The sequence below is a fragment of the Campylobacter concisus genome (assembly GCF_003048595.2).
Taxonomy (GTDB): Bacteria; Campylobacterota; Campylobacteria; order Campylobacterales; family Campylobacteraceae; genus Campylobacter_A; species Campylobacter_A concisus_L.
Genome location: NZ_CP049270.1, coordinates 1304409 through 1330683 on the forward strand (window position 1 = coordinate 1304409; position 26275 = coordinate 1330683).

The window sequence follows — 26275 nt, forward strand, 5'->3', positions numbered from 1 at the left end:
CTAGAAGATGAATGTAAAATATTATGATGCATTAGTTATCGGAGGTGGTCTAGCTGGTCTTAGAGCTGCTGTGGCTGCTGGAGAAAAGGGCTTAAGCACCGTCGTTTTAAGCCTAATACCTGTAAAACGCTCGCACTCTGCAGCTGCGCAAGGCGGCATGCAAGCCTCTTTGGGAAATTCAAAAATGAGCGAAGGCGACAACGAGGACGTGCACTTTGCCGACACGGTAAAAGGTAGCGACTGGGGCTGCGATCAGCAAGTTGCACGTATGTTTTGTCAAACTGCGCCTAAGGCGATCCGCGAGCTAGCCGCTTGGGGCGTGCCTTGGACTCGTATAACAAAAGGTGAGAGAAGCGCTATCATCAACGCTCAAAAAACGACTATCGTAGAAAAAGAAGAGGTCCACGGACTCATCCACTCTCGCGACTTTGGCGGAACTAAAAAATGGAGAACATGCTTTACGGCCGACGCCACCGGACACACTATGCTTTTTGCAGTAGCAAACGAAGCTCTAAAACACAACGTCGAAATTCATGACAGAAAAGAAGCTATCGCGCTAATCCACGCAAACAACCGCTGTTACGGCGCGATCGTCCGCGATCTAGTTAACGGCGAAATCACGGCATACGTCGCAAAAGGTACGCTAATCGCCACGGGCGGCTACGGCAGGGTTTATAAACACACTACAAACGCCGTAGTTTGCGAGGGTATCGGCGCGGCCATCGCACTTGAGACTGGCGTAGCTCAGCTTGGCAACATGGAAGCTGTTCAGTTTCACCCAACTCCGATCGTTCCAAGCGGTATCTTGCTAACGGAAGGTTGCCGCGGCGACGGTGGAATTTTACGCGACGTGGACGGATACCGCTTTATGCCAGACTACGAGCCTGAGAAAAAAGAACTAGCTAGCCGCGACGTCGTAAGCCGCCGCATCATGGAGCATATCCGCGCAGGTAAAGGCGTACCTAGCCCATACGGATATCACGTTTGGCTAGATATCTCGATCCTAGGACGCGAACATATCGAGAAAAATTTACGCGACGTTCAAGAAATTTGCGAAATCTTTAACGGCATCGATCCTGCCGACACCGAAGTATATACCGACGAGAATGGACGACAGCGCGGTAAAGGTTGGGCGCCGATCCTACCTATGCAGCACTACTCTATGGGTGGTATAAAAACTAAGCCTACAGGCGAGAGCCCGACGTTAGCAGGTCTATTTAGCGCCGGCGAGGCTGCATGCTGGGATATGCACGGATTTAACCGCCTAGGCGGCAACTCCGTTTCAGAAACCGTCGTAGCTGGCATGATCGTTGGGGACTATTTTGCCGACTACTGCGGCAGCCACGAGATAGATATAAATACCGCAGATATCGAAAAATTCGTTAAAAAAGAGGAAGACTATCTAAAAAGTCTAGTCGAAAAAGAGGGCAAATTTAACGTATTTGAGATCAAAAACAAGATGAAAGACATCATGTGGGAGCACGTAGCGATCTTTAGAACTGGCGAAGGTCTAGCCGTAGCGGTAAAAGAGCTAGAAGAGCTTTATAAGCAATCTTTAGATGTCAAAGTCACCAACAAGGCGCTATTTGGCAACCCTGAGCTTGAGGAAGCCTACCGCGTACCAAAGATGCTAAAACTAGCCCTTTGTATCGCAAAAGGCGCGCTTGATCGCACCGAGAGTCGCGGAGCGCACTGCCGCGAGGACTATCCGAAACGCGACGACCTAAACTGGCTAAACAGAACTCTAACTAGCTGGAAAGAGGGCGATACACTACCGACTATCGTGTATGAGCCACTTGATATTATGAAAATGGAGATGCCACCAGCATTTAGAGGCTATGGCGCGAAAGGTAATATTATTGAGCATCCAGATAGTGCCATCCGCCAAAAAGAGGTTGATGAAATTCGTGAGAAAATGCAAGCTGAAGGTAAGAGCAGACAAGAAATTCAAGAGGCTTTAATGCACTATGATCTTCAACCAAAATATAAAGCACCAAACGAAAGAGCAGGAATAGGATATGAGTAGAAAAATAACCATAAAAGCATTTAAATATAATCCGTTAAGCAAAATTTCAAAACCGCATTTCGCGACCTACGAGCTAGAAGAGACTGATGGTATGACGTTATTTATCGCGTTAAATATGATTCGTGAGAAATTTGACCCAGATCTTAGCTTTGACTTCGTTTGCCGCGCCGGCATCTGCGGAAGCTGCGGTATGCTCGTAAATGGTAAGCCAAGATTAGCGTGTAGAACTCTTACTAAAGATTTTGAAAGCGGAGTAATTGAGCTTATGCCTTTGCCAGTATTTAAGTTACTAAAAGACTTAAGCGTAGATACGGGCAACTGGATGAATGCGATGAGTAGGCGTGTGGAGAGCTGGATACATACAGACCACGAGACAGATATCTCTAAACTTGAGGAAAAGGTTGAGCCTGAAGTGGCTCAAGAGGTATTTGAGCTTGATCGCTGCATCGAGTGCGGTATCTGCGTGGCTGCATGCGGTACGGCTATCATGAGGCCTGATTTCATCGGTGCGGTTGGACTTAACCGCGTAGCTAGATTTAAAATCGATGCGCTCGATAAACGAACCGACGAGGACTTTTACGAGCTTATCGGCGACGATGACGGCGTATTTGGCTGTATGACTTTGCTAGGCTGTGAAGACAACTGCCCTAAACACTTACCACTTCAAAGCCGCATAGCTTATATGCGTAGAAAAATGGCTGCTATAAAGTAGCAAAGGGGCTGTAAAAGCCCCAAATTTACTTCTAAATTTGTTAAAAAAGACTGCAAATAGATGCCAAAAGGCATAAAAAGATATCAATAGATACAAATAAGAAAAATAAAAATATCAAAAATGGGATTGATAAGAGTGCGCCCATTATATAACCAAGTGGAAATGCGATAAATATAAAGACGATTCCAACACCAGAAACAAAACAAAAAATTAGCGCAAATATCGTAGCAAAGGTGTTTACAAATAAGCTAATATTTTCTAAAAGAAAATTTGTTAGGCCAAGACATCTCATGTTTTGATTATAGCTTTTAAGCCAAAAAATTTATATAATTTCAAAAATTTGCTTCATTTAAGGATATAAAATGTTGCCAAGCTATAAAGATATGATGCTGCCTATTTTGGAATTTGTCGCGCAAAAGAAAGAAGCAAATAGAGCTGAAATTTCTAAATTTATAATTGAGTATTTTAAGTTAAAAGACGAAGATATTTTACAAAAAATAAAAAGTGGAACTTTTACATATATAAGCAGGACAGGCTGGGCTTTATCCTATCTAGCCACAACAGCTCAAGTAAAATCAAAGCCAGAAAAAGTACCGCTTCAAAAAGTTGGTAGAAGTCTATTTGCTATAACAAATTTTGGCAAAGAGCTAGTAAGCAGCAAGGACAAAAAGAGCAAATTTCTCACTTGGTACGATGAAATTTACAAACAAGAGATAAGGCAAGAGAAAAAAGAAGCCACGGAAAACACCCCAGATGACAATATAGATGAAGCGCTTTGCAAGATAAAAGAAGAGCTAAAAAGTGAAATTTTATCTAGCATTTTAGAAAAAGAGCCAAGATTTTTTGAATACCTTGTAACAAAATTACTTGAAAAGATGAATTATGGAGCTGGAAATCTTACGAACAAAGGCCCAGATGGCGGGATAGATGGCATCATAGATGAAGATGAACTTGGGCTTTCTAAAATTTATATCCAAGCAAAAAGATACAAAGACGGCAGTAATATCCGTAGGCCAGAAATTCAGCAGTTTATCGGCGCCATCTCAAATAAAAATACTAAAAAAGGTGTCTTTATCACTACGGCAAAATTTACCAAAGAAGCTGAAATTTTCGCCAAAGATAATCAAAATTTTAGCGTGGTTTTGATAGACGGCGACAAGCTTGCAGAGCTAATGATAAAATACAAAGTCGGCGTTCAGACAAGCCAAATATATGAAATTTGCAAAATCGACACCGACTTTTTTGAGGAAAATAATTTTTAAAATTTTAAGCCATAAAGCACTACTGCGTATATTTATTGCAAGTTGCTGCTTGGGATCATTTCAGTCTTACTTTATTTGTGTGCTTAAAAAATAAATTTAAATCTTTACTAACACCAAAATAGTCCAAATTTACCAACTTAAAAAGCTTTTTAAATCAAATTTTACTCTTATAAACGCCGTCTAAAATTTAAGTGTTATAATTACAGCGAAATAACGATTTTAAGGAGAGGATATGCAATCTCGCATAATCACTGGCGTTTTGATGTTTGTTGCTATTTTGGTAGTTTTTTTTATTGATAATTATATTTTAAATTTTATCTTGCTCGGCGCTGTGCTTTATTTTGCATTTAATGAGTCGCTCAAGCTTTATAATATCGATCACAAACAGCTAGTTTTTGCCGCACTTGCTTTTTATGTGCTTACATATTTTACAAATCCAATTTTCATAGCAATCCTTACTATCATGCTGGTTGCTTCGATCCTGGCTCACATAAAAAGTGAAAATTTAAAGCTAGTCGCACCTTTTGTCTATCCGACCACGCCGATCTTTATGATGTGGATGCTCTACTCAGAGTATGGCGTAGGCTATCTTGTATGGCTTATTTTAAGTGTAGTTGCAAGCGATAGCGGTGCATTTTTTGTTGGCAAAATGTTTGGCAAACATCCATTTAGCCCAAGCTCACCAAACAAAACAATCGAAGGTGCAGCAGGCGGTGTGGCGATAGGCACTGTAATTGGCTGCATTGTTGGAAATTTTGTAACTGAAGGATTTTTCCAAATTTTATTCTCAAGCTTTTTAGTCTGCGTGTTTGCGGTTTGGGGAGATTTGTTTGAGAGTTACCTAAAAAGACTTTGCGGCGTCAAAGATAGTGGTTCGCTCTTCCCAGGACACGGAGGCATGCTTGATAGGATAGATGGCTATTTATTTGGCGTAGTAGCCCTACTTTGGTCGCTCTCGTGGTAATACTTGGCTCAACTGGTTCAATCGGCAAAAATGCCCTTAACCTTTGCGAAAAATTTGGCGTAGAGGTTGAGGCATTAAGCTGCGCTAAAAATGTAGATTTGCTAAATGAGCAAATTTTAAAATTTAAACCAAAATTTGTCTGCGTAGGCGATGAAAAGCTAGCTAAAAACGTAAAAAATATAGAAACTAAAAATATCTTTTTTGGTGAGGCTGGACTGCTGCAAATGCTAGAAATTTCAAGCTCAAAAAAGGTAATAAACGCCCTTGTTGGCTTTGCTGGCCTTGCTCCTAGTTTAAAGACGCAAACTCTTGGCAAAAGGCTTGCCCTTGCAAACAAAGAGAGTCTTGTTGTTGGCGGCAAATTTCTAAAGACTAGAGAGATTTTGCCGATTGATAGCGAGCATTTTGGACTTAAATTTCTACTTGAAAATAAAACTGCACCAAAAAGACTCATCATCACAGCAAGTGGCGGCGCATTTTATAAAAAGCCGATCAAATTTCTAAAAGACGCCACACCAAGTGATGCTTTGAAGCATCCAAACTGGGATATGGGCGCAAAGATTACGATTGATAGTGCGACGATGACAAATAAGCTTTTTGAGGTGATGGAAGCTTACTGGCTTTATAGCATCAAGGAGATCGAGGCTGTGATAGAGCCAACTTCTGCGATACATGCCGTAGTTGAATTTATAGACGGCTCAAGCACGATGCATCTCTCGCGACCTAACATGAAACTAGCTATCGCTCATGCTATGTTTGAAAATATCAATGAAAATATTGTCTCATACGCAAATTTACTTGATCTAAAAAATATAAAATTTCATAAAATCAGCCTTAAAAAATATCCCATTTTTTCGCTAAAAGATGAGGTCCTAGCAAACCCTGATCTAGGTGTAGTGATAAATGCTGCAAATGAGGTTGGAGTGTTTAGCTTTTTAGAGAAAAAATGCTCGTTTTTGGATATCTCAAGGCTCGTTTTAAGCTCTGTTAAAAATTTTAGAAATATTAAAATTTCAAATATTGATGAAATTTTTGAAGCTGATAAAGAAGTTAGAAATTACGCAAAAAGGATGTTAAATGCAAAAGTATGAGGGTTATAAATTTGATCCCAAGCAAAGCTTAATCGGCGTTCAGTTTTTATTTGTCGCCTTTGGTGCACTGGTATTAGTGCCGATACTTACTGGACTAGATGCAAATGTAGCTCTCTTTACAGCCGGTCTTGGCACGCTACTTTTTCAGCTAATCACTAGAAAAAATGTTCCGCCTATTTTTTTAGCAAGCTCCTTTGCTTTTATCGCGCCACTTCAGTACGGTATCGAAAAATGGGGCATAGCCGTGACGATGGGGGGCGTTATATTTGCTGGATTTTTCTACGTTGTTTTAAGCCTCGTGGTCCGATTTGGCGGAGAGAAAATTTTGCATAAAATTTTGCCTCCAGTTGTCGTTGGGCCGGTCATCATGACAATAGGCCTAATCCTTGCTCCAAATGCCGTCAAAATGGCAACATCAGCTACTGAAATTTATACCCAAAATGAGGCGATGATCGTCGCTGGCATTTCGCTAGTGGCTACCATTTTAGTGATGATGCTTGGACGTGGCATGTTTAGGCTTATACCTATTTTGCTTGGTATTATCGTCGGATACATCGTAGCTTACTGCTTTGGCATGGTTGATTTTACCCCTATCTTTAATGCACCTTGGTTTAGAATGCCAAATTTCACTACACCAAAATTTGAGTTTGAAGCGATAATTTATATGATACCTATCGCTATCGCTCCAGCGATCGAGCATATAGGCGATATGCTTGCTATCTCAAATGTTACAAAAGAAGATTTTCTAAAAAATCCAGGCCTTAAAAATACGCTCCTTGGAGATGGACTTGCTACTTCGCTTGCTGCTTTTTTTGGTGGCCCGCCAAACACTACATACTCAGAGGTCACAGGCGCAGTTAGCCTTACAAAAGCTTATAATCCAGCGATCATGACCTTTGCGGCGATCACTGCCATTGTGCTAGCCTTTGTTGGCAAGCTAGGAGCTGTGCTCTCAACTATCCCAGCCCCAGTCATCGGCGGTATCATGCTGCTACTTTTTGGCATCATCGCAAGCGTTGGCATGGAGACGCTTATAAAAAATAAAGTCGATCTTGCAGACCCTAGAAACATGATAATCGTAGCCCTCATCTTCATCTTTGCCATCGGCGGCATGGTGCTTGACCTTGGAGCGGTTAAATTTTCAGGTATAGGGCTTAGTGCGGTTACTGGTATAGTTTTAAATTTGCTTTTACCAAAGACAAAGCATTATGAAGGATATTAATGCGTAAATTTTTACTTTTTTTACTAACCTTTACCACTGCTAGTTTAGCCAATACTTTAGACTATGCGCTTATCAAAAAAGGTGAGCCAAGCGAAAACACGATGTTGTTAATCGGTGGCATTCAAGGCGATGAGCCGGGTGGCTTTTTGGCAGCCTCTATCGTGGCAACTGACTATAACATCACAAAAGGTTCGCTTTGGGTTGTGCCAAATTTAAATTTCCCAAGCATAATCGAGCGAAGTCGTGGCACAAAAGGTGATATGAATAGAAAATTTGCCCATGTAGATAAAAACGATCCAGACTATAACTCAGTGATGAAGATAAAAGATGTCATCACCGACAAAAACGTCACGCTCATATTAAATTTGCACGATGGAAGCGGATATTACAGAGATAAATTTATAAACAAAGATGAAAATCCAGATAAATGGGGCAATACTTGCATAATAGACCAAAGCACGCTTCCTGGCTCAAAATATCCAGAGCTTGAAAACATTGCTTCAAGCGTAAAAGACGTGCTAAACAAGCATCTAATAGATCAAAAACACCAGTATCACATCAAAAACACGCACACTGCGATGGGTGATAAAGAGATGCTAAAAAGCCTAACTTACTATGCTATCACGCAAAATAAATCAGCCTTTGCAAACGAAGCTAGTAAAAATTTAAATGCCGAGCAAAGGACTTATTACCATCTAATCGCTATTGAAGAATATATGAAAAAGGCTGGCATTAGCTTTACTAGACCGTTTAATCTTGATGTTAAAAGCGTAAAAAAAGCAATCGAAAAAGAGATCAGACTCGAGCTTGAAAATTCATACGCGATAAGCCTTAAAAATCTAAAGCCTTTAATAAATTTTGTCCCACTTAAAAAAGGTGAGTTAAATTACAGCTCACCAAATCCGCTAATAGCTGTCATAAAAGAAAATGGTAGCTTCAAAGTGCAATACGGCAACCGCTTTGTTACTAGATTAAAACCACAATATTTTGAGTTTGCGAAGCCGCTTGATGAAATTTCACTAATAAGTGACGGTAGCGAACTTGCATTAAAAAGTGGCGATAAATTTAGCGTGAAAAAGAGCTTTAAAGTAAAAGCACTCAAAAACGTGCGCGTAAATGTCATAGGATACGGCACAAAAAGCGTGGACGAAAGCGAGCAAGAGGTGGCTAAAAATAGCCTAAGTAAAAGCTACAGTATCGATAAAGACGGCAAAATTTATAGAGTCGAGTTTTATAAAAGCGAAGATGGCAAAGAGAAATTTGCCGGCATGATCTTAGCGGAGTTTAGATGATACTTGGCATCGAAAGTAGCTGCGATGATAGTTCGGTCGCACTCATAGATGAACGCACTTTAGAGAAGATTTATTATAAAAAAATTTCTCAAGAAGAGGAGCACGCTATCTTTGGTGGCGTTGTTCCTGAGCTTGCAGCAAGACTTCATACAAAGGCACTGCCAGCACTTTTAGAGGGTATCTTGCCAAATTTTAAAGATATAAAAGCGATCGCTGTGACAAATGAGCCAGGTCTTAGTGTGAGTCTAATAGGCGGTGTCAGCATGGCAAAAGCGCTAAGCGTGGCTCTAAATATCCCGCTAATTGCTGTAAATCATTTAGTTGGCCACATCTACTCACTATTTTTAGATCGTGAAGCCACCTTTCCACTTGGTGTCCTGTTAGTTAGTGGCGGGCATACGATGATCTTAGAGATTGACGAAAATGGTGAAATTTTGGAGCTTGCAAGCACTGGCGATGATAGCTTTGGCGAGAGCTTTGACAAGGTTGCTAAAATGCTTGATCTTGGTTATCCAGGCGGTGTCGTGGTGCAGCAAAATGCCCTACTTTGCAGAGACAAAGAGAGGTTTCATTTTACCATTCCACTTCTTCATGATAAACGCCTTGAATATAGTTTCTCAGGGCTTAAAAACCAAGTCAGAGTCGAAATTTCAAAGCTAGAAAATATCACACAAAAGGATATCGCTGACATCTGCTATGCCTTTGAAAATACTGCTTGTGAGCACATTTTAAACAAGCTTGAAAAGGTCTTTTGTTTAAGAAATTTTAAGCGTTTTGGCGTAGTTGGCGGTGCAAGTGCAAATCTAAATTTACGAAAAAGGCTTGAAACGCTTTGCCAAAAAAATGAGTGCAAGCTTTTACTAGCTCCACTTGAGTTTTGCTCTGATAACGCCTTGATGATAGCAAGAGCAGGGCGTGAGAAGTACCTAAAAGGCGAGTTTGTAAACCATAGCGAGCTAAATATAAACCCAAGAGTTAGCTTTAAAAAGCTTGAGTTAAATTAAACTTTTTAAAAAACATAAAATTTTGCGCCTAAATCTTGATAGCTTCGTAAGTAAAAACGTAATAAAATCTAAAAAATTTCAAAAAAAGAATCTTTAATGGACGAGTTTTTAAATCACGCTTGGCATTTAAATAAAATTTACGCCAATACTGATGCGAGTGTGCCTTTTTACCCAGATCTACTGGCGCTTCTTTTATCTTGTGATGAGAAAAATTTAGATGAGTTTATGGCCCTTGCCGAGTTTAGAACTATCTTAAAAAAGTTAGGCGTAGGACTTGATATATTTAGCATACAAAGTGCTCAGCTGGCCACGCTAAAAGCGCTAAATGAGGCAAAAATTTCAAGCGATGAACTCGTAACCCACTTACAAAAGCTATGTGATGAAAAGATAATTGGCCATAAAAAATTTGATTTTTTAATAAAATTTATAAGCAAAAACTCAAATCAAAATAAAGCTGAAATTTCTAATGTAAAGCCAAAAGATCACTTTCACAAGAGCTTAGATTTTCTAAATGAGATAAATGAAAAAGCAAGCATGCTTTATGAAGATAAAGAATTTTTACTAGCTTTAAAAAACGCCAAAAAAAGATCAAACGAAACGCTTTTTAACATCGCAGTAAGTGGCGTCATAAACTCTGGCAAATCAACGCTTTTAAATGCACTTTTAAACAAATCCGTCCTTGGCACTTCAAATGTGCCTGAGACCATAAATTTAACCATCTTAAAGCACGCATCAAATAGCCATGCAAAGGTAAATTTTTATAGCCAAGACGAGCTAGAAAAGCTTGGACTTTCAAGCGAAAATTTACCAGCTAGTAGCGTAGAGATCAGCCTAGATGAGATAAAAAACTATACATCTTCAAGCTCAAAAACGGCAAATCTCGTAAAAAGCGTTGAGCTTTATGATGACTTGGAGCTTTTAAGAGATAATGTCTGCATTATAGACACTCCTGGCATAGATGATGCGATCATTTTAAGAGAGCAAATAACTACAAATTTTATGAAAGAGTGCGACCTCTTGGCTCATCTCATGAATGCCTCACAAAGTGCAACGCAAAAAGACGCACTATTTTTGAAAAAATGCCTTGAAAACTCGCACATCGTAAGAGTTGCTATCGTGCTAACTCATGCTGACGAGTTAGACGCAAAGGATATTAATGAAACGCTTAACTACGTAAAAAAGGCGATCGGCGAGCAGATAAATGACATCAAGATAGATTATTTTGCCCTTAGTGCAAAGGCTTATCTTGATGGTGCTTTAAATAGTGGCGTGCCGGAGTTTAAAGAGTATCTTTACGATGTGCTTTTTGGTAAAGACTCTAAAAAATCAGCTCTCATTTTAAGCTCATATCAAAAAGAATTGCAAAATATTTTAAAAACAAAACTCGAAGCCACAAAGGCTGAAATTTTAGAGCTTAAGGCCTTTACTTTAGAGCTAGAAGCTTTGCAAAACGAGCAAGCAAATATCAAAAATTCTCTTAATGAAAATTTCACAAAACTTGAAAGGCTTTTAGAAAGCGAGCTAAAAAAACTAGGTGATAAAAATGCAAAAGATATCTATAAAATGGGCCTTGAAGCACTACTACAAAATCTAAATGAAAAGCTTAAGAGTGAGATCGCTTACTGTAAAAGTAAAAGAGAAAATTTAAACCTAAAACGTCTTACACAAATAGCAAAAACTACACTTTGTGACGGAGTTGCAGCACTTATGAGAGAGGCCAGAAATGAAACTTTGGTGCAGATAAAGTCATGCGAGCAAAATATCGCTTTAAGCTTTGATGGCTTTAAGGTGAGTGAAAATAAAATTTTTAGTATAAATGACTTTTTAAAGCAAATGGGCGTAGAGCTTGATTTTGGTGAGCTTTTAGATGAGCTTGAGGCTAAAATTTTAAATAAAAATGAGCCAGATGAAGCGCTTTTAAGTTTAAGACAGAATTTACTTAACAATAAAAGCATATCGCAGTTTTGTGAGATGCTAGCAGAATATGAAAAAAAGCTGCTAAAAGAGCGAGTAAAAGCTTATGAGATGAGCCAAAAAGAGGCTTTAAACCAAAGACTTTTGGTGCTCAATGAAAAACTTAATGAGCTAAATTTACAAAATCAAAGCTCAATTTCAAAGCTTAAACAAAAGACTTCCTTGCAAGATGAAATTTACTCACTTTTAGAGGATATTAAAAATGTTTAATGAGTTTATAAATGCCTACAAAGCGAGATATTTTAAGGTCTTTACAAATGATTTTAAGGGCGAGCTAGCTAGGCTCGTAAATGATCTAAACGATCCTAGCTTGCATATAAGCGAGCAAATAAAAGAGAGCTTAAATTTACTAATAGACACTCTAAATGAGCCACCACTAATAGCTGTTATCGGTCAATTTTCAAGTGGGAAATCAACGTTTTTAAACGCACTTCTTAGTCAAGATATCTTGCCATCAGGACTAACTCCAGTCACCGCAAAGGCTGTGAGGCTAAAATTTGCAAAGATGCCACTTCTAAGCGTGAAATTTATAAATGGTAGCGAAAGCCTGCTAGCAAGTAGCGATCTAACTGAGCTAAATAAGCTAGGCGAGCAAGTTTCTAGCATGACGCTTTATGCGCCAAGTGAAATTTTAAAAGAGATAAATTTCATCGACACTCCTGGCCTAAACTCGCTAAGAGATGCTGACACAAAAGAGACAAAAAATACGCTAAAAAAGGTTAGCGGCGCAATATGGCTAAGCCTTGCAAACAACGCCGCAAAGGCAAGCGAGCTTGAAAGTATCAAAGAAATTTTAAAAGCAAATGATCTAAAAGCGATCTGCCTAATCAACCAAAAAGACAAGCTAAGCGAGGAGGAGCTTGAAAGTTTGCTAAAGCACGCTAGGCAAACTTATGGTGAGCTTTTTGAGGATATCATCGCTATCTCGTCAAAGCAAGCTCTTCTTGGCATTACAAATAATGACAAAAACCTACTTGAAGCTTCAAATTTTAACGAAGCTCTAAAGGCTATTAAAGAGTGCTTTTTAGACAAGAGCTTTAAAGAAAATTTCATAAAAGCAAGAGCAAAAAAGATCGTAAAACTCCTAACCAACGAGCAAGAAAAACATCTAGAAATTTATGATAATGCGCGGTTGATTTTAGATGAATTTAGTGGCTCGCTAGATGAGAAGCTGGTGGCGATAAAAGAGGAGTTTAAGCCAAAGATCGCTTTAAGTTATAGTCAAATGAGTGAAGTCATAAAACTTGCTGCCGATGAGGTATTTAAGCTACTTAAGCCTTTTTCAAAGACAAAATTTAACGCTTCAAAGACGCTTTTAAACAAAGAAATTTATAAGCGTGAAAATTTTGAGGTAATAAGTCTTGATAGCGACGAAGTCTTTTCAAAACTTATCTACGAAGATGTAGTTTTTAATAAATTTTTTAAACGCTACAAAAAAGATTTAAAAGAGCTAGAAAATGCAATAACCTCAGCGTTTAATGAGCTTTATAAAAATTTAGAGGATAAATTTTTAATATACAAATCTCGCTATGAAAATTACGCTAGCTTTGATGATCAAGTCTTGGCTTACGAAACAAAATCCATAAATACCTATGCCGGACGGACATATGAAAATTTTTTAAGAGAGTATGAAACGGCCAAATTTAAGGCTATACAAAAGGTCTCTTTATTTTTCGAAAAGCTTGATATAAAGCTAGCCTCAAACTATGAAAACGCGCTCAAACTCGCGGTTTATTTTATAAAACAAAAGATAGAAAAGACGCTAGAATCGCATCTGCAGATGAATACACCACTTTATATTCCAAGCGTAAAAGATGTCTATGAGCGCATGCTTGATGCGTTTAGCCTTTATGAGTTTGAAGCTTTAATGTGTTCAAATAGCTCGTTTTTAAATAAAATTTTGCTTGATATAAAAAGCGATTTTAATGAAATTTATACTTTAAAAATAGCAATGCTTGATGGCTTAAAAGCAAGAGTTAAAGAGCAAATTTCAAAGATTGAAGAGCTTTGTGAAAATTCATTGCTATTAAGATAAATAAAATTTTTAAAGCTTAGAAGCTATCCATTTAAGGATAGCTTCTATTTTATGCGTGCATTATGCCGATCTTTGGTGCATTAAATGCTGTCACGCGCTTTGGCACGCCTTTAAATTTCTCGACATTCACAAGGCTTGTGTGAGCGGTGTTACTCTGGCTCATCTTGCTTGATGGCACGTCTTTTGTGAGCACATTTAAATTTCCGTGCAAGCAAAGGCTCTTTTCACCCGGTTTTTCAGGGTCATACCACGCACCTTCGCTTACTATTACGACATTTTGTGGCACATCCTCAGTCACAAAGGCACCGCACAAAATTTCGCCCCTATCATTAAACACACGCACCACGTCGCCCATCTTTATTCCTCTAGCCTCGGCTGTTTTTGGATTTATAAGCACTGGCTCGCGCTCTGCGATCTCATTAAAGTTGCGAAGTACAGAGTTATTTAGCTGCGAGTGAAGTCTAAATTTAGAGTGCGCGCCGCTGATTGCGATAGGATATTTTTTATTTTTTGCGCCCAGCCACTCAAATGGCTCAAGCCAAGCTGCATGCGGTGGGCAGTCATCATAGCCAAAGCCAGCGACCGTCTCAGAGTAAATTTCTATCTTGCCAGATGGCGTTTTTAGCGGATTTGCCACTGGATCGTCGCGGAATTTCTTGTAGTTTGTAAAGTAACGTTTTTTCTCATCGACCTTGTCAAATCTAAAATATCCCTTCTCCCAAAATTCCTCAAAGCTTGGCATGCTCTCATACCCAAGCTCGGCAGACTTTTTAACGGTATCTTCATATATTGTCTTGACCCACTCTAGCTCGCTTTTACCCTCGCTAAATGCCTCTTCCCTACCCCACTCTTTGGCGATCAGCCTTGCGATCTCGAAGTCACTCTTACTCTCACCAAATGGCTTAACAAGTGGCTTCATCGCAAATAGATATTCGCTTGTAGAGTTTGCCATCTCGATGTCCGTTCTCTCATATTCAAGTGCAGCTGGCAGGACGATGTCGCTAAATTTAGCTGTACTTGTCCAAAATGGCTCGCAAGTGATGATAGCATTGACATTTCGCATAGCTTTTATCGCTCTATTTGCGTCAGGATGCCTTGTGAAAGTCGAGCCATTTGCATTAAACATCACTCTAATCTTTGGCAGTTTATAGCTCTTACCGTTTCTTGTTATCTCCTTGCCTGGGCTTAGAAGCGCGTCTATGAGCCTTGAGTTTGGCATTTCGTAGCCCTTTGTCTTTGGCACCAGCCCGCTATCAATAAATTTTTGTGGCACCTTCGTCTCAAAAGCCGCTAGTTTAGGCGCTATATAGCTCTCATCAGCGTTTTTGTGCATACCGTCATTTGTGACAAAGCCACAACCCTCTTTACCGATGTGTCCAAGCATCGCATTTAGTGTCACAAGCACCCAGTACGCCATCTCACCGTGATCTTGTCTTTGAATGGCGTAGCCACTAATTATCACTGAGTCATTTTTAGCTAGATCTTCACTAAATTTAGCAAGATCTTGCTCGCTAACGCCACAAATTTTGCTTGCCCAAGCTAGGTTTTTATTGACTCCGTCTTTTGTGCCAAGCATGTACTCTTTAAATTTATCAAAGCCAACGGTGTACTTTTCTATAAATTCTTTGCTGTAAAGCCCTTTTTCATAAAGGTAGTTACACATACCTATCATCATCGCTGTATCGGTGCAAGGAACGACTTCAAGGTATTTTGAGTTGAAGTATTTTGCGCTATCGTTGTGATAAACGTCAACACTATAAATTTTCATCTCACCGCTCTCACCTTTTTTTCTGATCTCGTCATAGTATTTATATGAGTTATGAAGCGGCACGCCAATGGCGATTTTATTTGAAACGACTGGGTTTGTACCCCAAAATACGATCGTTTTGGCATTTTTTAAGATCGCCTCCCACTTTGTTGGCGCTAGCGCAGGATCGACGAAGCCAGTGACGTGAGGCATGATGACAGTCGCTGCGCCGTATGAGTAGCCACCTAGCTCATTTACGTAGCCACCAAGCACGTTAAGTAGCCTTTTTGCGGTCTTTTGGCTGTGGCCAACTTTGCCAAGGCTACCCCACTGATAAACCTGTCCGTAGATCGCTTCAGCACCGTATTTATCAAAATTTTCTTTTAAAACCTTTGCACTTAGCTTTATCGCTTCATCCCAGCTCACACGCACAAATTCTTCTTTACCACGAAGCTCTGGTTTTGGGTTGTTTGGATTGGCTAAAAAGCTCTTTCTAACAAATGGATATTTTACTCTGCTCTCATTTTGGATGTAGTCAATGACTGCGTTATTTAGTTCGTTTGGATAAGCATCGCCCTCAAATGGCACGGTCTCAACCACGCGCCCTGCTATAGTTTTTACATAAAATGGGCCAAATTTATTTGCGCTTAGTCCGCTTTGTTTGTCAAATAACGCTTGCTCTGCGCTTCCAAGCTCGTTTGCTTGAAGGCTAGCCGCGCCTAATGCGCTTAATCTTAGAAAGTCTCGTCTTTTCATTTTCTCTCCGATTTTGGTTAAATTTATTGTTTTTGGTTGGTTTTAGAAATTATAAATTTAGGGTTTTGTATCATTTCATCGTTTAAAGGCCTTGTAATGTAATACGCAAACTTGCGTCTAAATTGCGCTATTTTAGCCAAAAATTTTTAAAGGATGGGCAGATGATTGGATTTTATGTAAATGTAAAGTTAAAAGCTGGATGTGAAGCGAAATTTGAAGAAATTTTAAAAGAGATCGTGCCAGCTTCAAGAAAAGACAAAGGCTGCATAAGCTACGAGTGCGGCATGGTTGTGGGCAGTAAAAGCGAGTACTGCTTTATGGAAATTTGGGAAGATCTTGCAAGCCAAAAAGAGCATATGAAAAGCGTTCATATGGTGAAAAACGCAGCTACGCTGGAGGCTTGCAAAGAGAGCCAAGAGGTAAAAATAGTAAATTTTGTAAGCGTAAAGGAATAATATTTGCTTTAAAAAGGGCAAAATCCACAAAAAATGAGCGAAGAAAAAATGCTTGAGATGATAAATGCGACTGCTGATATTATATTTATGGCCGTACTTAGGGGACGAGTAAGCTTTGAGGCTTGCAAAAAAGATAGGGAATTTATCGACTCTTTAAGAGAAGAACTACTTGGCAAAAATCCAAATAAATTTAAAATCGCCCAAAACTCATACCAAATGATCGCCATTTTTGAAAAATACCGCAATAAAAAATAATCCACTTAAAATTTAAATCTGCTTGCCGATATTGTGTTAAAGGATTTTAACATGATAAACGCACTAAATGGATTTAATCAAAGCTTTAACTACCAAGACGCTTTTAGTAAGCGCCAAGCCACAAACGCAAAATTAGACAAAGTAGAAATTCCCACCAAAACTGCGGACATCAAGCATCTACCGCTCTCTGGCTACTCATCAAATGATAAAATTTCTATCTGGGGCAAGATAAATGGCCTTGATAGTGAGGCGAGCAAAGATGAAATCTCTAGCCTTAAAAATTTCATTAATAGCACGAAGCTTTGGCGACTAAACTCCATAATCACTAGCGAGAAAAACGGCTTTAGCGTAGATGAATTCATCAAAAATCACAAAATGAATGTAAATAACAAAATAACCAATAATGCTTTTGGTGCTCTTTATCTAAGCCGTGAGGCTACAAATTTACTAGACTCTGATCTAAGTATCAATGATTTTAAAGATAAATGGCTGGAATTTACCGCCGAAAGGATACTTGGTGAGCATGCAAATGTAAAAATTTCTTTTAAAGACGGGGCTTTACATTACGAGCAAAGCTCGGATAAAAAACGTATAGAATTCTTAGGTCAGCCTATGTTGCATCGTGTGAGCTACGCTGATAAAAATAGTAAAGATGAGTTTTTGAAATTTCTAAAAACAAGCTATGAAAAGGGCGAGAGCATCGCTGATGTGCTTCAAAATATCGCTCTTACGCCAGTTAGAGAAAATGGCGATGAAGAGATGGAAGAAGAGAAATTTAAGCCTATGCAAGTTACAAAAAAGAGCGTAACTTACACAGATAAAGATATAAAACGTGAGTTTTTTGAGGAATTTATCAGGCGCGAGGTCGAAAATGGAGCAAGCTTTGATGACCTGGTGCAAAAGCTAAACAAGCTAAAGCCAAAGGATATCCTCGCTTAGCTTTGGCTTTAGGCTGAAATTTTAGGGGCTGCTTAGCTCTTTAAATTTCTACTTAGATTTGAATTTAAAAAGCCAATTTAGCCAACTAATTTAAAAAGCTAGCTTATCTTAATAAATTTTACTCGCGTTTAAATTTTAAGAGTCAGCCAGCTTGGCTCACTAAATTTCTACTTCGGATTATTTATGCTTATCACCATATTTTTATCATCAAGATATAGCTTAGCTGCCTCTTTGATGTTTTCATTTGTGATGGCTTTTACCGCACCTATGTACTCATCAGCCGTATAAAGTGGCGTGTTAAAAATTTTATTTGAGATGATAAGCTTTTGCCAGAACTCAGGCTTTTCGTAATCTTTTTTTATAGAAATTTCACTCTGTGCCTTAAAATCCTCCAAATGCTTTGGCAAGAGCGCGCCACTACGCTTGATACTAGCTATTATCTGCTTTATCTCAGCGATGATCTTGTCCGTGTTTGCAGGATCGCAAGTAAAGTTAATTAGCATATCTGAATGCTCAAAAGGATAGCGCGAGAGCTTGGCATTTAGGCTAAAACCGTATGTTTGACCCTTATCTTCTCTGATCTTTTCTCGAAGCGCTGTTTTTAAAATTTCACTTAATGCCCTTAGCCTAATCTTTCCTTCAAAGCTATATTTAGCGTCAGAATTTATGATATTTATGCCAACATCGCTTCTTTTTGTGCTTTGATACTCCCTTTTAAAAGTGTGCTGACCCTTGATACTTCGCACGCCATCGTCTTTAAAATTTTCAGCTTCACCAAGCTTTGGCAAAGTGGCAATATACTTTTTAATAAGTGGCAAAAGCCTCTCTTCATCGGTATCGCCGATGATTACAAAAGTATATGAGGCTGCGTTTGTAAATTTATCATGCACGATCTTTGTAAGCTCTTCTAGATTTAAAGAGTCGATGTCAGTCATCTCAAGTGGCGCTACACGCTTATTATTTTCATAAAAGAACTTGCTAAATTCGGTACCAAATTTATATTCAGGCAAATTTTGCTCTTTACTTAGCTCATCTTTTGCTCTTTGTTTTATCCTCTCAAGCACGTGCGAGTCGGCTCTTGGAGCGTTAAATTCTAAATTTATGACAGCTAGCAGCGAGTCAAGGTCGTTTGTACTTGATGAGCCATAAATGCCCTGCGTGAGCGCTTCTATGCCCTTTTCATAGCTTACGATCTTTCCATTTAGTGCCTTTGAGAGCTCATAGTTGTTAAATTTACCAACGCCGCTTTCATTTGTGAGTGCCACTGCGAAGCTGCCAAGCTTTGGATCAGTCAAATTTGATGTGCCTCCTTTGCTGACGGCTGCAAACAAAACGCTATCTTTTTTAGTAGCTAGTGGCTTAAAGATAACTTGAGAGCCATTTGACATTTTGTAGGTATAAATTCCATTTTTTTCATCAAAGCTTCTTGAGCTTATCTCTTTTGGCTCTAAATTTTCATTACCTAGGCTCTTATCGTTGTTATTAGCAGATAGGCTTGTGTTATAAGCAGGTGCCTTGGCAAAAAGCTTTAAAAACTCATCTTTGCTAAGCTTATAACCATCTTTGCTAAAAATTCTTACACGCTCATCAGAAATGGCCAAAATTTGTCTAAATCTAGCATTAACGTCATCTAATGTAATCTCGTTTAATAGCTTTAAACTAAGCTCTTTGTCGTCTTCATCGCTTAACACAAAGCCACCATTTTCTATCATATTTAAAATTTGTCCTGCGTAAGCACTTGATTTTTTAGTCTTTGAGCGTTTAAATTTTGCATCTACATTTGCTGCAAACGCCTTTTTTACATCTTCGAAATCTTCTTTATTAAAGCCAAACTCTTTAATGCCTTTTATAACGCCAAGCATATCTTTAAGGCTTGCGTTAAAATCACCTCCAAGTACATTTGTTTCAAAACTATAAATTTTCTGCTTTGCTTGAAGTGTTTGAGCTATAAAGTCAGTGCTTAAATTTGATGAATTATTTGCATCTTTTTGCTCATAAAGCATATTTATTAGGCTTGCGATAAGTGCATCTTCTAGATTTCTCTTTGCGTCAGCCTCATTTAAAACTGGACTAAATTTATCAAAATAGCTAAGTCTAACTAGCTCCATTCCAGTTTCATTTGAGTCGTAGTTAAAAATATTTAAACCACTTTTAAAGCTGATATTTTTTTCTGGATGAATGTAAGAATTTGTATTTTTTGCTTGGCTAAAGCTTTTTTCGATTAAGCTTTTTATATCATTTTTATCAAAGTCGCCAACAGCAACAAAGCTCATAAACCTTGGCTGATAAAGCCTCTCATAAAATTCTTGCATGTGCTTAGCATCTACGCTTTTGATGACGTTCATATCGCCTATTGGCACTCTTTTTAGATAGATACTGTCCTCAAAAATATCCTTTGTTTGAGCCAAATAAAGCCTATATCCTGGCGTATTTCTCTGACGCTCCTCTTCCATTATGACGCCACGTTCTTTATCAAGCTCCTTAGGATCGATTTTAACGCCATCTATCCAATTCGAAAAGACCTTAAACGTATCTTGTAAATTTTTCTCATTTACATTAATCGTTAAGACATAGCTCGTCTGATCGTAGCTCGTCTGCGCGTTTAGATCGGCTCCAAATTTCACACCAAGGCTCTCAAGCTGTTTAATGAGCTCATTTTTACTAAAGTCACGGCTGCCATTAAATGCCATGTGCTCCAAAAAGTGAGCAAGACCTTGCTCGCCATCTTTTTCATCAGTTGAACCAGAATTTATAACAAGATAAAAAATAGCTGTTTTTTGTGGAAATTTATTCTCTTTGATATAGTATTTTAGCCCGTTTTTTAGCTCTCCATTTAACATATCTTTATCATTTTGAAGCGCAAAAAGACCCATTACTAGGCAAAAAAGCAACAAAATTTTTCTCATTATTTTCCTTTTAAATTTTAATCGATAGACAAAGCAGAATTTAGCATAAGCCTGCAAATTTGCAGGCTAGAAGGTTATTTTAGATCGTATTTTTTAAGTAAAGCTTCGTAGCTTCCGTCTTTTTTCATATCATCTAAAATTTGATTTATTTTTTCTATTAACGCACTCTCTCTTCCTTTATCAAAAGCTATTGAAAAGCCCTCACTACCATCAACTTCTTTGAAAAATGCTTCAAGTTCTGGATTTTTCTTGATAAAGCCATATCCGATAGAGCTATCAAGGATGACTGCATCAAATTTACCAACTTTTAATCCCATGATGAGTGGCACAGTATCTTCTGAAGGCACTACTTTTACGCCATTTATAGCATTTGCTGCTAGCTCTTGGACGGTGCCTTGTTGCACGCCAACTCTTTTGCCAGCTAGCTCTTCTTTAGCTTTTAGTGCGTCATTGCCTTTTTTCTTTAGGTAGAGATTTTCAGTTAGATAGTACGGCTTTGTGAAATCAATCGATTTTAATCTATCTGAAGTCGCACTCATCGCGCTTATAATGCCATTTATTTTGCCGGCTTTAAGTGCTGGAATAAGGCCGTCAAAACTCATATTTATGATCTTATATGAAAAGCCTGCACGCTTTGAAATTTCATCGATCAGCTCGATATCAAAGCCTGTTATTTTGTTGTTCTCATCGATATATTCAAATGGCGGGTAGTTCGCCGCTGTGCCAAATTTTAGCTCATTTGCACAAAGAGCAACAAAAGCTGTGAGTAAAAGAGCAAAGATCTTTTTCATAATAGTGTCCTTTAAGGTGATTTAGTGGCTTAATTATCAGTATTTCTCTATTAAAAATTGTTTAAATCCGTAATAAAAGAAAAATGCTATAAATAATCGTATAGCAAAGTAGCATATAAATTTTTATAGATAAGTTCTATCCCTTAATTATTTTAAGGGATAGAATAGTAGGAGCTCTAAGAGTAAGTCAAAGATTAAAATTTACTTTTTCTAACTTCGTTTACTATAGCCTTAGCCATGTCGTCAACATCAGATGTTACTTCATTTGCTTTATTGACAATTACTACATTTTCTTTTGTAAGTGTATCTATTTGAGCAACTGATTGATTTATCATATTGATTCCTTCACTTTGCTCTTTTATAGATTCACTCATTTCATTAATTGATTGAGCTAGTACGTTTGTATTTGCTTCGATCTCTGTTAGAGATTTTTGAGTTCTCTCTGCTAGTTTTCTAACCTCATCTGCAACGACCGCAAAGCCTCTACCATGCTCTCCTGCACGTGCTGCCTCGATCGCGGCATTAAGAGCTAGTAAATTTGTTTGATCAGCTATATCTCTAATAATAGTTATGATGTTTTTGATCTCATCACTTTGTCTAATAACATCAGATGTTTTTTGAGATATTGCATTCATTGAGCTTGACATTTGCTCTACTGCAGCAGCAGATTCTTGAAGTGAGCTTGCTTGTACATTTGCGCCTTGAGTTAGTTCTTTCATTGACTGACTTAAAGCCTCAGCCTTTTCTTCTAGTACGTGGGCTTGATCTAAATTTGCCCTTAACATCTTGGCTATCTCTTCACCAAGAGCGTTTATACCAACCGCCATTTTACCATCATCTTCAAGCCTTTTAGTAAAGTCTTGTTTTTTAAAGCTTTCTAATAGATTTAACACATCATCGCCATTTTCCGCAATAGCATGTTTTAGTGCGATTTGTAAGTCTTTGAAAGTTTGTTTTAGCTGGCTAAGTGCAGGATTTGAAGTATCTGCGTTAAGCTGAGCTACGTAGTTACCTTTGCCAATTTGATTTACAAAAGTATTTGCTTCTTTAATGAAATTATTTTGCTCAGATAAATTTGCCTCGATTTGTTTGATATTCTCATTTATCAGTGCACTCATCTGTCCGATCTCGTCGCTACCACTACGATCTAAAAATTCAGCCTTATTAGATTTATAATTTAAGAAGTCAAAAAATCTAACTAAGCCATTTTTAGTCTGATCTATACCAGAGATCAAATTTTTACCTATCAATGTAGATACTAGCAACATAAGCAAAATACAAATCGCAATTACAATAGAACTTATAATAAGTTCGGTATTTGCATCACCCTTAATACTTCTTGCATCTTTTTGCATATTATCAAGTAGTTTAAGCTCAAGCTCTCTCAATGCATCTATTGAAATGCTTATCTTTGAAAACCAGTTCGCTGCATCATAAGATACATCTTCAGTGGCAACTACATTTTTAATAATATTCATCGCATCTATAAAATCAGCCTTTTTTCTAGCGATAGCATCAAATTCGTCACTAAATTCTTTTGGATTGTAATCGTAAAAATCCTGCATAAATTTATTTATAACGCTATTTAGTGCAACTACTTTATTGTAGTCCTCTTTGCTTATGCTCTTTTTAGTAAAAACCCCATTTAAAGTAGCACGCAAAATACCAAGAGACTCTTTTATCTCACCAACAATAATGATACGCTTTAGATCATCTACCAAGCTAGGCTCGAGCTTATCGCTATATCCATTTATAGCAATAACCTCTTTTCTTAAAATTTTTGTTATACGGCTAATTAGATCATTGCCACTTTTTTGATCTACATTTGAGCGGATACTATTTATCTCTGAAACTATTTCATTTTTCTCTTCAAGCTTATCAAGCGCAGCATCTACTTTTTTACGCTGCTCTAATAAATTTTTATTATCCCCTCCTGCTAGCACACCTGAGCTAAATCCGCGTTCTTTTTGCATCTCATGGATAAAATTATTTTGATTGATTATTGTATCCACGATTTTCTCGCTAAATTCTGCTTTTGAGCGAGTTTCTAAGATACCATTTAGCATGTATGCACTCATGATACCAAGGCCAATAAGACTGACGATAACTATCGCCATAATCTTAGATTTAATACCTAGATTATTCATTTTCTCTCCTTTTAGTTTTTCTTAATATCTGCTTCAAAAAATAAAGTCATACGACTTTAATACTTAAAATTTATCAACCAAAAAATACTTTTGGTTATTTTTATAAAAAATATCAATTAACGCATTTATGTAAAATTTTAATTTATATTTAGCTTTATTAAATAGTAGGAATTTTTTAACAAAGTTGTTATGCAAGTAAATAGAAAATAGCACATTTAAAATAAATGCCGTTCTCATCCTGAGAAGCTTCATTTTTTCTCCTTGAAAATAATTAAGTCATTTTATTAATTTTACTTTTAAAAGATGTTAAATTTTAAAAATTAGAAAAAAGTGAGTTTTTGCAGAGAATTCCTGCTTCTCTGCAAATTTTGTATTTAGATTTATTTCTTTAATCCATATTTATCTAGCATTTTGTCAAATTCGCCAGATTTTTGTAGCTCATTGATTGCTGCGTCTATCTTCTTGATAAGCTCAGTGTGTTTGCCTTTATCAAACGCCATCGCAAATCCTTCTGTGCCATCAGGAACTCTTAAAAATTCTTCCAAATCTGGATTTTGTTTTAAATACTCAACCCCTATCGGACTATCAGTTAGCACAACGTCGATTTTGCCAGCGTTTAGTGACATGATAGCAGCTGCTACATTTTCAGCAGGTATCGCCTTGGTAGTTATGCTTTTGGCTGCTTCTTCTTGCAATGTTCCAACTTGAGCTGAAATTTTCTTATCCTTAAGGTTGTCTTTATTTACATCTGAGCCTTTTTTGCGGATAAATAAATTTTCTGAAAAATAATATGGCTTGGTGAAATCAACCGATTTTCTTCTCTCATCAGTTGCACTCATTCCACTTATGGCAATATCAACTTTACCGGTTTTTAATGCTGATATCAGTCCATCAAAGCTCATATTTGCAACATCAAATTTTATTCCAGTTTTTTTGGTGATCTCATTTAATAAATCTATCTCAAAGCCAACAATTTTATTGTTTTCATCAAGATATTCAAAAGGTGGATAATCAGCACTCGAGCCAACTTTATAAACTACATTTTTACTAGCTTCTTCGGCATTATTTACTGCATTTTTTTTGTTAGCATCATCGCCACAACCTAGTAAAAATAAAACCAAGCTTGCCATCAAAAATTTTAAAATTTTACTCATTTTCTACTCCTTTAATGATTTAAAATTTTGCCTAAAAACTCTTTTAAGCGCTCATGTTGCGGATTTGTAAAGATATTTTTCGGTGTATCATCAACTGCGATTTTGCCTTTATCCATAAAGAAAATTCTATTTGCCACATTCCTTGCAAAGCCCATTTCATGGGTAACCACAAGCATCGTTATGCCCCTTGCAGCAACATCTTTCATAATATCAAGTACCTCTCCGATCATCTCAGGATCAAGCGCACTTGTCGGCTCATCAAAAAGTATCACTTCTGGCTCCATTGCTAGGCTTCTAGCGATCGCAATACGTTGCTTCTGTCCGCCTGAAAGCTTGTGCGGATAGGCAAATTTCTTATCACTTAGCCCAACACTTTTTAGCAACTCATCGGCTCTTTTTTCTGCGCTTGCTTTATCTAAAATTCCTGCTTTTATCGGAGCTAAAGTTAAATTTTGCAAGACGTTTTTATTTGCAAAAAGATTAAAGTGCTGAAAAACCATGCTCACTTTTTGGCGAATTTTATTTATGTCTGATTTTTTATCTAAAATATCTTCGCCATTTATCTTTATGTGTCCACTATCTGGCTCCTCAAGGCGGTTTATACAACGTAAAAACGTACTTTTACCGCCACCACTTGGACCAATTATCGCTATAACTTCACCCTTTTTTATATCTACGCTAATATCATTTAAAACTCGCAAATCGCCATAACTTTTGTTTAAATTTTTAATCTCAATCATGGCGATTTAATCTCCTCTCAAGTAATTTCACCAAAAAGGTGAAAAATTTAACACTCACATAGTAAACGATACCTGTAAAAATGACTGGCTCTGGGCTGTAAAATACCGCTTGAAGGCTCTTACTTTGCATTGTGATATCAACGACGCTTATATAGCCCACGACTGATGTTTCTTTAAAAAGTGAGATAAACTCATTTGCAAGTGCTGGTAAGATATTTTTTGTAGCTTGTGGAAAAACTATCTCGCGCATCGAAACATAGTAGTTTAGTCCCATCGCCCTAGCTGCCTCCATCTGCCCTTTATCAACGCTATTTATGCCACTTCTTACGATCTCAGCGACGTATGCTGAGCTATTTAGTCCAAGTGCGATGAGAGCTACATAAAAATTATCACTCCATGTTGCAAAAATGACAACTGAAAATATTAAAAGTTGAAGTATTACAGGTGTTCCACGTAAGATATCGATATATTCATCGATTATAAAATTTAAGACTTTGATATTCAAAAATTTAATAAACGCCAAGGTAAATCCAAGCGTTATGCCTATGGCAATACCGCCTATCGTGAGTCCTAAAGTCACTCCGTAACTTTTGATATAAGCGATCTCTTGAGCCTCACTAAGATCTCTTGGATAGAAAAAATATGCTCCAAGTGAGACGATTATCATAAAAAATAGAAATTTAGCTAAATTTTGAGCCTTCAACTTCGTCCTTCTCTTTAAAATATGGCTTTAAATAATACGAAAAAATTTATATCATTTTGCTTAAAAGCGTTTAAGGATCGGCGCTGAATGTTGTAATTTA

General features: G+C 37.7%; 20 protein-coding genes. 13 read left to right on the forward strand and 7 right to left on the reverse strand.

Annotated elements, in window-relative coordinates; genetic code table 11:
• Nucleotides 1–7 precede the first annotated feature (7 nt).
• The 10 genes from CVT15_RS06655 to CVT15_RS06700 all read left to right on the forward strand — a co-directional run bounded on the left by CVT15_RS06655 (nt 8) and on the right by CVT15_RS06700 (nt 13582).
• Nucleotides 8–2026, forward strand: a complete 2019-nt coding sequence (locus CVT15_RS06655) for a fumarate reductase flavoprotein subunit (RefSeq protein ID WP_072595155.1) — start codon at nt 8–10, stop codon at nt 2024–2026.
• Entirely contained in the window at nt 2019–2738 is a 720-nt protein-coding gene (locus CVT15_RS06660; RefSeq protein ID WP_021091811.1) for a fumarate reductase iron-sulfur subunit, read from the forward strand. The genes CVT15_RS06655 and CVT15_RS06660 overlap by 8 nt, the downstream gene beginning before the upstream one ends.
• Nucleotides 2739–3100: 362 nt before the next feature.
• On the forward strand, nt 3101–4000 hold the full coding sequence (locus tag CVT15_RS06665; protein ID WP_103576963.1) for a restriction endonuclease: 900 nt from the start codon (nt 3101–3103) through the stop codon (nt 3998–4000).
• Nucleotides 4001–4232: 232 nt separating this feature from the next.
• Nucleotides 4233–4964 (forward strand): phosphatidate cytidylyltransferase, encoded by a 732-nt coding sequence (locus CVT15_RS06670; protein ID WP_103576964.1) that lies wholly within the window; start codon nt 4233–4235, stop codon nt 4962–4964.
• Entirely contained in the window at nt 4946–6055 is a 1110-nt protein-coding gene (gene dxr / locus CVT15_RS06675; protein WP_103576965.1) for a 1-deoxy-D-xylulose-5-phosphate reductoisomerase, read from the forward strand. The genes CVT15_RS06670 and dxr overlap by 19 nt, the downstream gene beginning before the upstream one ends.
• Nucleotides 6042–7277 carry a uracil-xanthine permease family protein gene (locus CVT15_RS06680; RefSeq protein WP_103576966.1) on the forward strand — a complete coding sequence of 412 codons (1236 nt, stop codon included), beginning with the start codon at nt 6042–6044 and terminating at the stop codon, nt 7275–7277. Before dxr ends, CVT15_RS06680 begins: the two co-directional genes overlap by 14 nt.
• Nucleotides 7277–8569: a M99 family carboxypeptidase catalytic domain-containing protein gene (locus tag CVT15_RS06685; protein ID WP_103576967.1), complete on the forward strand. Its 1293-nt coding sequence runs from the start codon at nt 7277–7279 to the stop codon at nt 8567–8569. The genes CVT15_RS06680 and CVT15_RS06685 overlap by 1 nt, the downstream gene beginning before the upstream one ends.
• Nucleotides 8566–9573 (forward strand): tRNA (adenosine(37)-N6)-threonylcarbamoyltransferase complex transferase subunit TsaD, encoded by a 1008-nt coding sequence (gene tsaD, locus CVT15_RS06690; RefSeq protein ID WP_103576968.1) that lies wholly within the window; start codon nt 8566–8568, stop codon nt 9571–9573. The genes CVT15_RS06685 and tsaD overlap by 4 nt, the downstream gene beginning before the upstream one ends.
• Before the next feature lie 96 nt (nt 9574–9669).
• Nucleotides 9670–11757, forward strand: a complete 2088-nt coding sequence (locus tag CVT15_RS06695; RefSeq protein ID WP_103576969.1) for a dynamin family protein — start codon at nt 9670–9672, stop codon at nt 11755–11757.
• On the forward strand, nt 11750–13582 hold the full coding sequence (locus CVT15_RS06700; protein WP_107898163.1) for a dynamin family protein: 1833 nt from the start codon (nt 11750–11752) through the stop codon (nt 13580–13582). Before CVT15_RS06695 ends, CVT15_RS06700 begins: the two co-directional genes overlap by 8 nt.
• Nucleotides 13583–13631: 49 nt before the next feature.
• Here CVT15_RS06700 and CVT15_RS06705 read toward each other — a convergent pair whose 3' ends face one another.
• The gene (locus CVT15_RS06705; protein WP_107898164.1) at nt 13632–16085 is read right to left on the reverse strand and encodes a molybdopterin-dependent oxidoreductase; all 2454 of its coding nucleotides are present in this window, start codon (nt 16083–16085) and stop codon (nt 13632–13634) included.
• A 161-nt stretch (nt 16086–16246) separates the two neighbouring features.
• On the opposite strand from CVT15_RS06705, the gene CVT15_RS06710 reads away from it, so the two are divergent.
• Genes CVT15_RS06710 through CVT15_RS06720 form a run of 3 tightly spaced genes read left to right on the forward strand, consistent with a single transcriptional unit; the run spans nt 16247 to nt 17734 of the window.
• Nucleotides 16247–16540, forward strand: coding sequence for a putative quinol monooxygenase (locus CVT15_RS06710; RefSeq protein WP_103576971.1), 294 nt, complete (start codon nt 16247–16249; stop codon nt 16538–16540).
• Between the two features lie 33 nt (nt 16541–16573).
• Entirely contained in the window at nt 16574–16795 is a 222-nt protein-coding gene (locus CVT15_RS06715) for a hypothetical protein (RefSeq protein ID WP_021091847.1), read from the forward strand.
• A 51-nt stretch (nt 16796–16846) separates the two neighbouring features.
• Entirely contained in the window at nt 16847–17734 is an 888-nt protein-coding gene (locus tag CVT15_RS06720; protein ID WP_103576972.1) for a hypothetical protein, read from the forward strand.
• A gap of 167 nt (nt 17735–17901) precedes the next feature.
• On the opposite strand, the gene CVT15_RS06725 is transcribed toward CVT15_RS06720, so the two are convergent.
• From CVT15_RS06725 to CVT15_RS06750, 6 genes are all read right to left on the reverse strand, one after another.
• Entirely contained in the window at nt 17902–20640 is a 2739-nt protein-coding gene (locus CVT15_RS06725; protein WP_103576973.1) for a M16 family metallopeptidase, read from the reverse strand.
• A gap of 74 nt (nt 20641–20714) precedes the next feature.
• Nucleotides 20715–21431 carry a transporter substrate-binding domain-containing protein gene (locus CVT15_RS06730; RefSeq protein WP_103576974.1) on the reverse strand — a complete coding sequence of 239 codons (717 nt, stop codon included), beginning with the start codon at nt 21429–21431 and terminating at the stop codon, nt 20715–20717.
• 194 nt (nt 21432–21625) lie between these two features.
• Complete coding sequence (locus CVT15_RS06735) at nt 21626–23578, reverse strand: methyl-accepting chemotaxis protein (protein WP_103576928.1); 1953 nt, start codon at nt 23576–23578, stop codon at nt 21626–21628.
• A 380-nt stretch (nt 23579–23958) separates the two neighbouring features.
• Nucleotides 23959–24732, reverse strand: a complete 774-nt coding sequence (locus CVT15_RS06740; protein ID WP_103577439.1) for a basic amino acid ABC transporter substrate-binding protein — start codon at nt 24730–24732, stop codon at nt 23959–23961.
• Between the two features lie 11 nt (nt 24733–24743).
• Nucleotides 24744–25472: an amino acid ABC transporter ATP-binding protein gene (locus tag CVT15_RS06745; RefSeq protein ID WP_103577440.1), complete on the reverse strand. Its 729-nt coding sequence runs from the start codon at nt 25470–25472 to the stop codon at nt 24744–24746.
• A complete protein-coding gene (locus CVT15_RS06750) occupies nt 25465–26175 on the reverse strand; it encodes an amino acid ABC transporter permease (RefSeq protein WP_196373518.1) in 711 nt (236 codons plus the stop codon). Before CVT15_RS06750 ends, CVT15_RS06745 begins: the two co-directional genes overlap by 8 nt.
• Nucleotides 26176–26275 lie beyond the last annotated feature (100 nt).

Excerpts from the sequence above, each read along its gene's own strand:
- CVT15_RS06655 (WP_072595155.1), top strand. The coding sequence starts at position 8 with ATGAATGTAAAATATTATGATGCATTAGTTATCGGAGGTGGTCTAGCT.
- CVT15_RS06660 (WP_021091811.1), top strand. The coding sequence starts at position 2,019 with ATGAGTAGAAAAATAACCATAAAAGCATTTAAATATAATCCGTTAAGC.
- CVT15_RS06665 (WP_103576963.1), top strand. The coding sequence starts at position 3,101 with ATGTTGCCAAGCTATAAAGATATGATGCTGCCTATTTTGGAATTTGTC.
- CVT15_RS06670 (WP_103576964.1), top strand. The coding sequence starts at position 4,233 with ATGCAATCTCGCATAATCACTGGCGTTTTGATGTTTGTTGCTATTTTG.
- CVT15_RS06680 (WP_103576966.1), top strand. The coding sequence starts at position 6,042 with ATGCAAAAGTATGAGGGTTATAAATTTGATCCCAAGCAAAGCTTAATC.
- CVT15_RS06685 (WP_103576967.1), top strand. The coding sequence starts at position 7,277 with ATGCGTAAATTTTTACTTTTTTTACTAACCTTTACCACTGCTAGTTTA.
- tsaD (WP_103576968.1), top strand. The coding sequence starts at position 8,566 with ATGATACTTGGCATCGAAAGTAGCTGCGATGATAGTTCGGTCGCACTC.
- CVT15_RS06695 (WP_103576969.1), top strand. The coding sequence starts at position 9,670 with ATGGACGAGTTTTTAAATCACGCTTGGCATTTAAATAAAATTTACGCC.
- CVT15_RS06700 (WP_107898163.1), top strand. The coding sequence starts at position 11,750 with ATGTTTAATGAGTTTATAAATGCCTACAAAGCGAGATATTTTAAGGTC.
- CVT15_RS06705 (WP_107898164.1), bottom strand. The coding sequence starts at position 16,085 with ATGAAAAGACGAGACTTTCTAAGATTAAGCGCATTAGGCGCGGCTAGC.
- CVT15_RS06710 (WP_103576971.1), top strand. The coding sequence starts at position 16,247 with ATGATTGGATTTTATGTAAATGTAAAGTTAAAAGCTGGATGTGAAGCG.
- CVT15_RS06715 (WP_021091847.1), top strand. The coding sequence starts at position 16,574 with ATGAGCGAAGAAAAAATGCTTGAGATGATAAATGCGACTGCTGATATT.
- CVT15_RS06720 (WP_103576972.1), top strand. The coding sequence starts at position 16,847 with ATGATAAACGCACTAAATGGATTTAATCAAAGCTTTAACTACCAAGAC.
- CVT15_RS06725 (WP_103576973.1), bottom strand. The coding sequence starts at position 20,640 with ATGAGAAAAATTTTGTTGCTTTTTTGCCTAGTAATGGGTCTTTTTGCG.
- CVT15_RS06730 (WP_103576974.1), bottom strand. The coding sequence starts at position 21,431 with ATGAAAAAGATCTTTGCTCTTTTACTCACAGCTTTTGTTGCTCTTTGT.
- CVT15_RS06735 (WP_103576928.1), bottom strand. The coding sequence starts at position 23,578 with ATGAATAATCTAGGTATTAAATCTAAGATTATGGCGATAGTTATCGTC.
- CVT15_RS06740 (WP_103577439.1), bottom strand. The coding sequence starts at position 24,732 with ATGAGTAAAATTTTAAAATTTTTGATGGCAAGCTTGGTTTTATTTTTA.
- CVT15_RS06745 (WP_103577440.1), bottom strand. The coding sequence starts at position 25,472 with ATGATTGAGATTAAAAATTTAAACAAAAGTTATGGCGATTTGCGAGTT.